General features: G+C 61.6%; 11 protein-coding genes. 7 read left to right on the top strand and 4 right to left on the bottom strand.

Annotation, left to right across the window (positions count from 1 at the left end):
- Nucleotides 1-41: 41 nt before the first annotated feature.
- The 7 genes from GTP46_RS10395 to GTP46_RS10365 all read left to right on the top strand — a co-directional run bounded on the left by GTP46_RS10395 (nucleotide 42) and on the right by GTP46_RS10365 (nucleotide 6334).
- Nucleotides 42-752, top strand: a complete 711-nt coding sequence (locus tag GTP46_RS10395; RefSeq protein ID WP_161006544.1) for a GntR family transcriptional regulator — start codon at nucleotides 42-44, stop codon at nucleotides 750-752.
- Between the two features lie 118 nt (nucleotides 753-870).
- Complete coding sequence (locus tag GTP46_RS10390; RefSeq protein WP_229258884.1) at nucleotides 871-1728, top strand: outer envelope protein; 858 nt, start codon at nucleotides 871-873, stop codon at nucleotides 1726-1728.
- A gap of 39 nt (nucleotides 1729-1767) precedes the next feature.
- A complete protein-coding gene (locus tag GTP46_RS10385; protein WP_161006542.1) occupies nucleotides 1768-2844 on the top strand; it encodes a BMP family ABC transporter substrate-binding protein in 1077 nt (358 codons plus the stop codon).
- A 2-nt stretch (nucleotides 2845-2846) separates the two neighbouring features.
- Complete coding sequence (locus tag GTP46_RS10380) at nucleotides 2847-3830, top strand: aromatic ring-hydroxylating dioxygenase subunit alpha (RefSeq protein WP_161006541.1); 984 nt, start codon at nucleotides 2847-2849, stop codon at nucleotides 3828-3830.
- The gene (locus GTP46_RS10375) at nucleotides 3827-4303 is read left to right on the top strand and encodes a nucleoside deaminase (protein ID WP_161006540.1); all 477 of its coding nucleotides are present in this window, start codon (nucleotides 3827-3829) and stop codon (nucleotides 4301-4303) included. Before GTP46_RS10380 ends, GTP46_RS10375 begins: the two co-directional genes overlap by 4 nt.
- A 37-nt stretch (nucleotides 4304-4340) precedes the next feature.
- Nucleotides 4341-5900, top strand: coding sequence for a S10 family serine carboxypeptidase-like protein (locus tag GTP46_RS10370; RefSeq protein WP_371869620.1), 1560 nt, complete (start codon nucleotides 4341-4343; stop codon nucleotides 5898-5900).
- A 32-nt stretch (nucleotides 5901-5932) separates the two neighbouring features.
- Nucleotides 5933-6334 (top strand): EF-hand domain-containing protein, encoded by a 402-nt coding sequence (locus GTP46_RS10365; protein WP_229258883.1) that lies wholly within the window; start codon nucleotides 5933-5935, stop codon nucleotides 6332-6334.
- Between the two features lie 6 nt (nucleotides 6335-6340).
- On the opposite strand, the gene GTP46_RS10360 is transcribed toward GTP46_RS10365, so the two are convergent.
- Genes GTP46_RS10360 through GTP46_RS10345 form a run of 4 tightly spaced genes read right to left on the bottom strand, consistent with a single transcriptional unit; the run spans nucleotide 6341 to nucleotide 12406 of the window.
- Entirely contained in the window at nucleotides 6341-7519 is a 1179-nt protein-coding gene (locus tag GTP46_RS10360; protein ID WP_161006538.1) for a hybrid sensor histidine kinase/response regulator, read from the bottom strand.
- Nucleotides 7519-8121 carry a chemotaxis protein CheB gene (locus tag GTP46_RS10355; protein WP_161006537.1) on the bottom strand — a complete coding sequence of 201 codons (603 nt, stop codon included), beginning with the start codon at nucleotides 8119-8121 and terminating at the stop codon, nucleotides 7519-7521. The genes GTP46_RS10360 and GTP46_RS10355 overlap by 1 nt, the downstream gene beginning before the upstream one ends.
- Nucleotides 8122-8123: 2 nt before the next feature.
- Nucleotides 8124-8942 (bottom strand): CheR family methyltransferase, encoded by an 819-nt coding sequence (locus GTP46_RS10350; protein WP_161006536.1) that lies wholly within the window; start codon nucleotides 8940-8942, stop codon nucleotides 8124-8126.
- A gap of 2 nt (nucleotides 8943-8944) precedes the next feature.
- Nucleotides 8945-12406, bottom strand: a complete 3462-nt coding sequence (locus GTP46_RS10345) for a response regulator (RefSeq protein ID WP_161006535.1) — start codon at nucleotides 12404-12406, stop codon at nucleotides 8945-8947.
- Nucleotides 12407-12452 lie beyond the last annotated feature (46 nt).

Below are 12452 nucleotides of genomic sequence, written 5' to 3'. Positions count from 1 at the left end.
CTGCTTAACAGGGACGTATCACTCACACGGAGAATCCAGCAATGCCCGACAAGCGCAAAGCCGATCAAGCAGTCAAACGCGGTACCACCGCCGTCGACATGCGCATCTACAAGGCGGTGGTCAACGCCGTCATGAGCCACCGCCTGCCGCCCGGCACCCACCTGGGCGAGGCCGATTTCTGCGAGCTGTATCAAGTCAGCCGCACCACCGTCCGCAAGGCACTGCAACGGCTGGCGCATGACCACATCATCGAACTGCGGCCCAATCGCGGCGCGGTGATTGCCTCGCCCACGCCGCAGGAAGCGCGCGATATCTTCGCTGCGCGGCGTGCCATCGAGCGCGAAATCATTCCACTCGTGATCCACAACGCCACGCCGGAATCGATCAAGCAAATCCGCGCAGCCCTTGCGGCAGAAGACGCGGCGCGCCGCGGCGGCGACCGCGCCGGTTGGATACGATTGGGCGGCGAGTTCCACCTGCTGCTGGCGGAACTGGCCGGCAACCACGTGCTGCAGCGCTTCATGGAGGAGCTGGTGTCGCGCTGCTCGCTGATCATCGCCCTGTACGAAACGCCCGGCAGCGCCATGTGCGAGAACGATGAACACCAGGACCTGGCCACGCTGATCGAAAAGGGCAAGGTCAAGGAAGCCACCCATTTGATCGAGCACCACCTGCAGGAAATCGAATCGCGCTTGCGCCTGGACGAGCAAGACAAAAAAGTTAATCTGGCTGAAGCGTTGTCGGGATTCTGAAAAAGGTGGCCCGCTAATTGCTTTAGGACTGGACGAGATTGAATCCAATTGCTAAAACGATTGGATACAAAAAAAGTGCTTTCAAACCCTGACTACAACAACTTGAATGGAGCCTGTAATGCCACATCTCGTACGCCGCACCGCCGCCCTCTCCGCCCTCGCCCTCGTCGCCACTTGCAGCGCACAAGCAGCCGACTGGAGCGACACTTCGCTGAGCTACCGCTACGGCACCAAGTTCGCCGAACCGTTCAACAATAACGACATCACCAAGAACATCGTCAACCTGAGCAGCGTATCGGGCTACAAGTACGGCAAGAACTTCTTCAGCGTCGACCTGCTGATGTCGTCCGAAAAAGATCCGTCGGCCGCTGGTTCCAGCGTCGGCGCGCACGAAGCTTACGCGGTGTACCGTCACACGCTGGACTTCGGCAAGATCACCGGCAACAGCTACGCCTTCGGTCCGGTACGCGGCTTGGGCTTCACCGGCGGCTTTGACTACAACAGCAAAACCGACGCCGGCTACAACTCCAAGAAGCGCATGCTGGTCGCTGGTCCAACCCTGTTCATCGACGTGCCGGGCTTCCTCGACGTCAGCCTGCTGGCCCTGTGGGAATCGAATGCGCCTTACAGCACCTTCACCAAAACCGCCACGCCGCGCTACGCCTACAAGACCCACGCCATGCTGACCGCTGCATGGGGCATCCCGTTCAACGTCGGCATCCCGCTGGAATTCAACGGCTTCGCCAACTTCATCACCGCCAAGGGTACCAATGAATTCGGCGGCGGCACCGCGCCGGAAACCAATATCGACGCGCAAGTCATGTACGACATCAGCAGCCTGGTTGGCACGCCAAAGAACACCTTCAAGGTCGGCGTCGAGTACCAGTACTGGAAAAACAAATTCGGTAACCCGGACCGCAACAACCCAGGCGCCACCGCCAAGACCCCGATGGTACGCGCTGAATACCACTTCTAATTTCTCATCTAACCCGCACCTCCACGCAAAGGAAACCGTATGATGAATCGTCGCAAAGTACTGGCTACCATCGCAGCTGCCGCTGCGTTGGCTGCTGCTCCGTCGTTTGCTGCAGATCCGCTGAAGATCGGCTTCGTCTACGTTGGCCCGGTCGGCGATGCCGGCTGGACCTACGCCCACGACCAGGCCCGCCTGGCATTGGAAAAAGAACTGGGCGCGAAAGTGAAAACCAGCTACGTCGAAAACGTGCCGGAAGGCGCGGACGCAGAACGCGTGATCCGCAAGCTGGTGGCGGAAGGGAACAAGCTGATTTTCACTACCTCGTTCGGCTACATGAACGCGACTGAAAAAGTAGCGAAGACCACGCCCGGCGTGACCTTCCTGCACGCCACCGGTTTCAAGAGCGGAAAAAACTTCGGCACCTACGAATCGCGTTTGTACGAAGGCGCTTACCTGAACGGCATCCTGGCCGGCAAGATGAGCAAGTCGAACACGCTGGGCTTCATCGCCTCGTTCCCGGTGCCTGAGGTGATCCGCAACATCAACGCCTTCACGCTCGGCGCGCAAAGCGTGAATCCGAAGATCAAGACCAAAGTGATCTGGGTGAACTCGTGGTACGACCCGGCGAAAGAACGTCAGGCGGCAGAAACCCTGGTGGCACAAGGTGCGGATGTGATGGCGCAGAACACCGACTCGCCGGCCACGCTGCAAGTGGCGCAGGAAAAAGGCGTGTATGCATTCGGCTGGGATTCGGACATGACCAAGTTCGCACCGAAAGCGCACCTGACTGCAGCGACCAATGACTGGTCGGGCTACTACATCAACACCGCCAAGGCAGTATTGGCTGGCACCTGGAAAACCGAAGGCTATCGCGGCGGTTTGAAAGAAGGCATGGTCAAGATGTCCAAGCTGAATGCCGCAGTGCCGGCCGACGTGGCGAAGATCTTCGAAGAGAAGAAGGCCGCGCTGACCGCTGGTACCTTCGATCCGTTCACGGGTCCGATCAAGGATCAATCGGGCGCCATCAAAGTGGCGGCCGGCGCCAAGATGCCTGAAAAGGAACTGCTGTCGATGAACTTCTACGTGCAAGGCGTGGACGGCACGATTCCTAAATAAGCATGGATCCAGTCCTGTACAACGACTGGCACCCGGTTGCGCTCTCCAACCAGATCGCGGCCGGCGCCATGCTGGCCACCGACCTGCTGGAGACGCGGTTGGTGCTGTGGCGCGACAGCGGCGGCGTGCTGCATGCATGGGAAGACCGTTGTCCGCATCGCGGCACGCGGCTTTCCATGGGGAGCTTGCAGAACGATGCGCTGACCTGCCCTTACCACGGCTGGCGCTTCGGCAAGGAGGGCCGCTGCATTCATATTCCCGCCTTGCCGCAAGCGCCGTTGAAGGCACAAGTGGCGACCTATCATGTACAGGAGCAGTACGGCATGGCGTGGGTATGTCTCGGCACGCCAGCGCATGCCGGTCCTCCGGCGTTTCCTGAATTTGCCGACGACCAGCTGCGCAAAGTCTGGTGCGGCCATTACGACGTGCAATCGAGCGCACCGCGCATCGTTGAGAACTTCCTCGACATGGCGCATTTCGCCTTTGTCCACGAAGGCATCCTTGGCGACAAAGAGCAGCCGGTGGTGCCCGACTACACGGTCGAAACCTTTGACGATCCCGAATACGGCAGCGGGGTTTGGGCCAAGCAGTGCTACGCGTGGCAGCCGCAAGCCAGCCGCTCCGCCACCGGCGGCAGCGATATCGAATACACCTACCGCGTAGTGCGTCCGCTGACCACCATCCTGACCAAGCATCCACCGGGGACTATCCGTGAAGCGATTGCGCTGTTCACGCAGCCGCTGACCGAAACCAGCACGCGCGTGTGGATCATCATGGCGCTCAACGATTTCACGTCGAGCTATGAATCGATGCGCGAATTCCAGGATACGATTTTTTTACAGGACAAACCGATTTTGGAAAGCCAGCATCCGGCGCGCTTGCCGCTGGCGCCCGGTGCTGAAGTGTCGGTGCTGTGCGACCGCATGTCGCTGGCCTACCGCAGCTATTTGAAACAGCAAGACCTGCAATATGGAGTCATCAGATGAGCGCAACATTGCAAGATCACGAATTCCTCACCCGCGTACTGGCACTGGCGCAGCGCTCGCGCGACGAAGGCCATCACCCGTTTGCCGCCATGGTGGTTGCAGCCGACGGCACGGTCATCTCGCAAGCCATGAACGCATCGAGCAGCGACCGCACCGCGCACGCGGAGATGAACGCGCTGCGCCTCGCATCGCAGCAATACAGCCCGCAGCAGCTGGCCACCGCCACGCTGTACGCCAACGCCGAACCATGCGCCATGTGCAGCGGCGGCACCTACTGGAGCGGCGTCGGTCGCGTGGTGTACGCCATGTCGGAAGCAAGCCTGCTGGAACTCACCGGCAGCGATCCCGAAAATCCGACCTTGTCACTGCCATGCCGCAGCGTGTTCGCCGCCGGCCAGCGCCCCACCGAAGTCATAGGCCCGTTGCGCGAAGATGAAGCCCGCGCTGCCCACAAGGACTTCTGGCACAAATAAAGCGTATGATTCACGATACATCTCTACGGGAGGTATCGTGGCGTTTTGCACAAAATTGCAATGGCGGCGACCGGCGCTGGTGGGTGCCATCCTGTTGGCCGGCTGTGGCGGTGGCGGCGGCGGAAGCAGCGGTACCACAACGCCCACCACACCACCGGTCACCACGCCAGCGGTACCCGGCTCCTTTGCCGATGTTACCGTCTACTCCAGCGCTGCCACCGGATCGCTGTCCGCACCGAACGAAAACGCCGCCGTCATTGCCAGCCATATCCAGCTCAATGGCAAGCAATTCGACTACACCGCCACCACCGGCCACCTGACCGCAGTCGACGCCAAGACCGGCCAGGCCAGCGTCTCCTTCTTCTACGTGGCTTACACCGTGACGGGAACGACGGCGGCCAAGCGCCCGGTCACCTTCTTCTACAACGGCGGCCCCGGTTCCGCATCGACCTATCTGCACCTCGGCTCCTTCGGGCCGCGCCGGCTGGTCAGCACCATCCCCAGCGCGAATATCCCGCCGGTGCAGCTGGTCGATAACCAGGAAACCCTGCTTGCCACCTCCGACCTGGTGTTTATCGATGCAGTCGGCACTGGCTACACGCAAGCCGTGGCGCCCAACACCAATGCCGACTTCTGGGGCGTGGACAAGGACGCGGCCTCCTTCCGCGATTTCGTGCAGCGCTACATCGCCGTCAACAAGCGCGAAGCCTCGCCCAAATTCCTGTACGGCGAATCCTATGGCGCGCCGCGCACCGGGGTGCTGGCCAACCTGCTGGAAACGGCCGGCGTACAAATCGACGGCCTGGTACTGCAATCGGCCATCATGGACTACAACAGCAACTGCGGTGTGCTCGATCCGAATGCCATCAGCTGCGAAGGCTACATCCCCACCTATGCCCTCACCAGCGCCTACCACGGGCGCGCCACACCGGTGCCGGTGGAGACCGTACGCAACTTCGCCACCGGCGGCTACCGCACCGCAATTGCCGCCTATTTGGCCAGCAAGGTGGCGCCGCCCTCGGCCGTGCTCAACCAGCTGTCCGATCTGACCGGCATGAGCACCCTGATCTGGCAGCAGAATTTCGATATGCAACCCGGTTACTACCAGCAGAATGCCGTGCCCGGCCAGCTGCTGGGCCGCTACGACGCCCGCGTGCTGGCGCCCACCGGCAGCGCGCTTACGCGTGACGGCGATCCCTCGCTGACGGTGGTCAACGCCAGCTTCTCCAGCAGCATCGTCACGTATATGGCGAACGAACTGCACTACAGCGCCGGGTCGGCGTATGCGCCGTTCATCGACATCGTCAACCGCTGGAACTTCAGCCACGACGGCAAGCAGCTGCCGGACACCATCCCGGACCTGACCGCCGCCCTGACGCTGAATCCGGCCATGAAGATTTTGGCCATCAATGGCTACCACGACCTGGCCACGCCCTTCCACCAGACCGAACTGGACTTGGCGCGGCTCGGTGAAAACCAGTCAATAGTGCTCAAATATTATGCAAGCGGCCATATGACGTATCTAGACGACACCGCACGCCGTGCGCAGCAAACAGATTTGATTAATTTCATGAACAGCGTCACAGTGTCACACTAAGCCAAGCATCTGCAGATGCGGGGGAGACAATCATGAAGCTTTTGCAAGTAGCCATGTTGGCCGCCACAGTGGCCATGTCGCATGCGGGCGCTCAAGCGCCGTCCACGGAACCGGCAGCGCCTGCTGCTGCCGTGCGTTCCACTCCGGCCTATCCCGATCCCTACGTCCCGCCGGCAATGCGCAAACCGATGCGCGACTACTCCTCCGGCCCGACTTTGCTGCGCTACCAGGCCATGCAGAAGCTGAAAAAACGCTTTGACGAAGCCGACCAGGACGGCAATGGCATGCTCACCCGCGACGAAGCCCGCAAGGCCGGGCTCGGGTTTGTAGAGAAAAACTTCGACCATATCGACACCGGCCAAAAAGGCAGCATCAGCTTCGACGACCTGAAGTCCTATCTGATCCAGCGCCGCGAAGAAGCCCGTTCGCGCTAGCGTTCACTACGCCGGCGGTGCTTCGGTGCGCGGCAGCGTCAGACTGAACACCGCCCCGGCGCCGGGGACGCTGCTCAGCGTCAGGCTGCCGCCATGGGCCTCGGCCAGTTGGCGCGAGATGTACAGACCCAGTCCCAGCCCGGCCGGCGCATCGCTGCCGACGCCGCGCTCATACGGTTCAAAAATCTTGCCCTGGTTTTCCAGTGCGACGCCAGGACCGCTATCGCGCACATCCACTCGCACACTGTCGGCCATCACGGCCAGCGTCACCACCACCGGCTGGCCGCCGCCGTAGCGCAGCGCATTGGTCAGCAGGTTGACCACGATTTGCTCAATGCGGAAATCATCCCACCAGCCGCACGCCGGGGTCGGCGCATCAAGCACGATGGTGGTGCCCACCGTGGCCGCTTGCGGCGTCAAGTCCTGCACCACGCGCCCCAGCAGGCCGGCCAGTTGCACCAAGCCCGGCCGCAAAGACAGCTTGCCGCTGCGGATGCGCGACACGTCCAGCATATCGTCGATCAGGCGCACGATGTTTTGAATCTGGCGGTCGTCGCGCGACAGCATGCGCCGTAACTGCTCAGCGCCGAAGGCGGCCATATTGCCGCGGTCCAGCTGCATCTTGCGCAGCTGGGTTTCCAGGTAAAGCGTGTTAAGCGGCGTGCGCATCTCATGCGACACCATCGACATGAATTCGTCGCGCATCAGCAGCGCATGCTGCAACTGCGCCTGCATTTCTTCCTGCTGGCGGCGCGCCGCTTCCAGCGCCAGCACCTGCTGGCGCATGGCTTCGCGCTGCTGGTGCAGCGCCACGAACACCTCTACCTTGCTCTTCACCGCGCCCGGATCGAGCGGCTTGTACAGCACGTCCACCGCGCCCGCTTCGTAACCTTTGAACGAGTAATTCAATTCCTTGCCGGCTGCCGTGACAAACACGATGGGAATGGGGCGGGTTTTCTCGGTGCCGCGCATCAGCTCGGCCAGCTCGAAGCCATCCATGCCCGGCATTTGCACGTCGAGGATGGCCAGCGCGAAGTCGTGCTGCAGCAGCAAGGCCAGGGCCTCTTCACCGGAACCGGCGTGGTGTACCTCGCGCCGCTCACCGCGTATTAAGGCGTCCAGCGCCTGCAGGTTTTCCGGCAGGTCGTCGACAATCAGCAGCTTGGTCGGGGATGCGTCTTGCATTACTTCGTCTCCAGCATCAACAGCAATGAATGGATATCATCCAAGGATAAAATCAGGTCCGGCGCGCGCAGGCGGATGGCTTCCAGCGGCATGGTGGGCTGCTCGGCTTCGGCTGGCGACTGCACCACCGTCAGACCGCCCGCCATGCCGATTGCCGCCAGGCCGGCCGCGCCATCGTTGTTGGCCCCGGTGAGCAGGATGCCCAGCAGGGCCGGCCCATAAGCGTCGGCCGCCGACTCCATCAAATAATCAATCGCAGGACGCGAAAAATTTACGCGTTCCTCGCAGCTCAGTGAAAAAATTCGATCACGCTCAACAGACAGATGGTAGCCGGAACCGGCAAAATACAGCGTCCCGGAGGAAAGTTCTTCTTTATCGCGGGCTTCGTGCACGGGCAACTTCATGCGATGCTGGAAGACCCCCGCCAGGTTGCTTTGCCGGCCTTCCGGGATATGCATCACCACCACCACGGCGCAGCCGTAATCGGCTGGCAGGTCCGGCAGCAAGCGCAGCAAGGCGCTGACACCACCGGCCGAGGCGCCAATCACCACCGCCTCCAGCGAACGGCCGGCCAGCGCCGCCATGATTGCGGGCGTGCTCATGGTCAGCGTTTGCGGAACAGGCGCTCGCGCTTGAGTACAGGCTCAAAGCGCGGCGCGTAGGCGGAGAAGTCGATGCTTTCCTTGCTGCCCAGCCCAAGGAAGCCACGGTGGCATAGCGAGTCATGGAACAGGCCAAAGGCGCGTTCCTGCAATTTCTTCTTGAAATAGATCATCACGTTGCGGCAGCTGATCAAGTGGGTTTCCGCAAACACGGCGTCGGTGGCAAGGCTGTGGTCGGCGAAGGTGACGTTTTCGCACAGCGTTGGGTCAAACAGCGCGGCGTTGTAGGCCGCCGTGTAGTAATCGGAAAAACTGCGCGTGCCGCCGGATTCCTGATAGTTGGCGGTGTACTCGCGCACCGCCTCCAGCGGAAACACGCCCTTGCGCGCCTTCTCCAGCGACTGCGGATTGATGTCGGTGGCGTAGATCATGCTGCGCTCCAGCAGTCCTTCCTCCTTGAGCAGGATGGCCATCGAATACACTTCCTCGCCGGTGCTGCAGCCGGCGATCCAGATTTTCAGCGAGGGATAGGTGCGCAGCACCGGGATCACGTGCTCGCGCAGGCCGGCATAGTAGCCGGGGTCGCGGAACATGGTGCTGACCGGGATGGTCAGGTATTGCAGCAGCTGGCTGAAGGCGGCCGGCTCATGGATGATGCGCGCTTGCAGCGCCGAGATGCTGTCGCACGCCATTTCGCGCAAGGCATGCAGCACACGGCGCTTTTGCGAGGCGCCGGTGTAGTCGCGGAAATCGTAGCTGTATTTCAGGTAGATGGACTCCATCAACATCTTCAGCTCGATCTCGGTGTCGCTGTGCTGCATGGCTAGCTCCGTTCCGCGTTCGGCATCCACACCCGTAACAAGGAGTATAGGCGAGAAAGATCAATCGGCTTGGCTAAATAGTCGCTGGCGCCGGCGGCCAGGCATTGTTCCTGGTCGTCCTTCATGGCCTTGGCGGTGATGGCGATGATGGGCAGGCGGGCAAAACGCGGGTTGGCGCGGATGCGGCGGGTGGCTTCCAGGCCGTCCATCACCGGCATCATCACGTCCATCAGCACCAGGTCGATGTCGGCGACGGTGTCGAGTTTTTCCAGCGCTTCATGGCCGTTGCGGCCGACTTCCACCAGCGCACCCTTCTGTTCCAGCGCGCTGGTGAGGGCGAAGATGTTGCGCACATCGTCGTCCACCAGCAGGATGCGGCGGCCTTCGAACACGCGGTCGCGCGAGCGCACGGTTTTCAGCATGCGCTGGCGTTCGCTCGACAGCTGGGCTTCCACTTTGTGCAGGAACAGGGTGACTTCGTCCAGCAGGCGCTCCGGCGAGCGCGCGCCCTTGATGATGATGGAGCGCGAATATTTGTGCAGGTCGGCTTCTTCTTCACGCGAGAGGTTGCGGCCGGTGTAGACGATCACCGGCGGGAAAGCGGCCAGCGACTCGGCGGCCATGCGCTGCAGCAGTTCGTTGCCCGGCATGTCAGGCAGTTTGAGGTCGATGATCATGCAATCGTAGATAGTGGTGCGCAGCAGGGCCAGCGCTTCTTCGCCATTGCCGACGGCAGTGATGTTGACATCGTCGTCGGTGATCAGCTGGACCACGCTGTCGCGCTGACGGTCGTCGTCTTCCACCAGCAGCACGTGCTTGATTTTTTGCGTGAGCTTGGTTTCGATGCGGCGGAACACCTCCATCAGCTGCTCGCGCGTGGCCGGCTTGATGGCGTAGCCGATGGCGCCCAGGTGCAGCGCCGCTTCGCCGTTATCGGCGGCCGAGACCACGTGCACCGGGATGTGGCGGGTTTGCGCGTCATCCTTCAGCAGCTGCAGCACGGACAGGCCGGAACGGTCAGGCAGGCGAATGTCGAGCAGCACCGCGTCCGGCGTGTACTGGCGCGCCAGCGCCAGGCCTTCGTCGGCGTTGAAGGCGACCAGGCAGTGGTACTGCTGCTCGTGCGCCAAGTCGTACAGGATGTGGGCAAACGTCGCATCGTCTTCCACCACCAGCACCAGGCGGCCGCGTGCTGCGCCGGCGGCATCGATCAAGGTGCGGTCATCATCAAACGCACGCGGGACCGGCGCGGCTGGCGGCGCAGCAGGCGGCGCTACAGGCACCGGCGCGGCGGCCGCCGGCACCTGCTGCCGTGGCTCGGGCGCATTCCATGCCATCGGCAAGGCCAGCGTAAAGCAACTGCCCTTGCCCGCTTCGCTGGTCAGCGTAATCGCACCGCCCAGCAGCTGCGCCAGGTCGCGCGAAATCGACAGCCCAAGGCCGGTGCCTCCGTACTTGCGGCTGGTCGTGCCATCGGCCTGCTGGAAAGCGTTGAAGATGCTCTGCTGGTCCTCAGCACGGATGCCGATGCCAGTATCCTGCACCGCGAATGCCACGGCATTTCCCTGCGCTTGCACCGACAAGGTAATCTGTCCGGTGCTGGTGAACTTGAGCGCGTTGGACAGCAGGTTCTTGAGTATCTGCTCCAGGCGCTGGCGGTCGGTCACCATCTGCAGTGCCGCATGGTCGGCCACCACCAGCTGGAACGCCAGCTTCTTCTGCTGCGCCAGCGGTTCAAACACCAGCGCCATGTGCTCCGCCACATGGCGCGCCGAGAGCGGCTCCGGCAGCAGGTCCAGCTTGCCAGCCTCCACCTTGGAGATGTCGAGAATATCGTTAATCAAATTGAGCAGGTCGTTGCCGGCCGAGTAAATCGTGTTGGCAAAGCGTACTTGCTCGTCATTCAGGTTGCCTTGGGAATTTTCAGCCAGCAGCTTGGCCAGGATCAGCGAACTGTTGAGGGGCGTACGTAACTCATGCGACATGTTGGCAAGGAACTGCGACTTGTACTGGCTGGCGCGCTCCAGATCGCGCGCGCGCTCTTCCAAGTCCTGCTGCGCCTTCTGCAACTCGGCATTCTTCTGGTCGAGCGCCTGGCCTTGTTCCGCCAATTGTTCATTGGTTTGCTCTAGCTCGGCCTTCTGGTTTTCCAGACTGGCTTGCGATGCTTCCAGCACGCGCGACTGTTCTTCCAGTTCCTCGTTGGCCGTGCGCAGCTCTTCCTGCTGCACTTGCAATTCCTCGTTCAGCTGTTGCGTTTCTGCGAGCACATCCTGCAGGCGCTGGCGTGACCAGCTGGCTTCAATCGCATTGCCGATATTGCCTTTCACCAGCGTCAGCAAATCGATATCACGTGTACTGATGGGACGCAGCAGGCCCAGCTCCAACACGCCATTGATATCGCCATCGCTATCGACCGGCGCCAGCAGCACACTGGCCGGTGCCGCGCTGCCCAGGCCGGAGCTAACCTGGATGTAACCGGTAGGCAGCGGCTCAAGACGAATAACGCGGCGCTCCAGCGCCGCTTGCGCGACCAGGCTTTCGGCCGGCTTGAATTGCTGATCGCGCTGCTCCCACTCATCGCTGAAGCCATATGACGCCGCGCGGCGGAAACTGCCATCCGGCGCACGCAAGTACAGCGCTCCCACCACCACATCCATGTAGCGGGCCAGGAACTGCAGCAAGGCCGACGACAGCTGCGGCAAAGCCAGCTGGCCGATGCCCTGTTGCGCCAGCTCGCTCTGGCCGGTGCGCAGCCAGGCTTGCTGCTGCAACAGCTCGGCATGCTCGGCGTGCTCATTCAATGCGGTGGTGTAGACGCGCGACAGGCCGGTCAGCTCGCGGCGGCCGAACCAGGCCAGGATGCCGCCCACGCCCAGCGTCAGCAGCAAATAAATCACCGCCACCCATATGGTGACGACGCGCGCCTGGTCACTGCGCTCCTGGCGCATGCGCAACTCGGTGCTGATAAAGTTATCCAGCTGGCGGCGGATCTCGTCGAACTGCGACTTGCCGCGCCCGGTCTTGACGGTGCCGGTCACCTCGCCATTGGCGGCGCGCAGCCGTATCATCTCTTGCGCGTACTGATCCCAATGCTGATGCTGGAACTGGATGACGCGCAGGCGATCGACCTGTACCGGGTTATCCTCCACCATCTTCATCAAACCGGTGAGATTGGCGGCGACACGTGGTTTGGACAGATTGTAGGGCTGCAGGAAGACTTCATCGCCGGCCAGCAGATAGCCGCGCATGCCGGTTTCCATGTCCACCATTTCCTTGCTCAGCTGGTTGGCGTTGCCGATCACCCGTTCGCTGTGCTCGACCCAGTTCATGGTGGTGATCAAATACACCAGCAACACCACAAACACACCAGCACTGACCACGCCGGCAGCAAGCGGCAAAGTCACATTGCGAACAAGAATCCGACGAAAACTGCGTTCGTCCAACGTCGTGGCATTAGGCATAGTGAAGGCCAAAGTAGCATGAGAAGCAACGAGTTTATCTCAAATA

Source organism: Duganella flavida (assembly GCF_009857445.1).
Lineage (GTDB): Bacteria > Pseudomonadota > Gammaproteobacteria > Burkholderiales > Burkholderiaceae_D > Rugamonas > Rugamonas flavida.
Note: the sequence above shows the minus strand (reverse complement) of the source record. Positions and strands in the feature narration are given on the sequence as shown.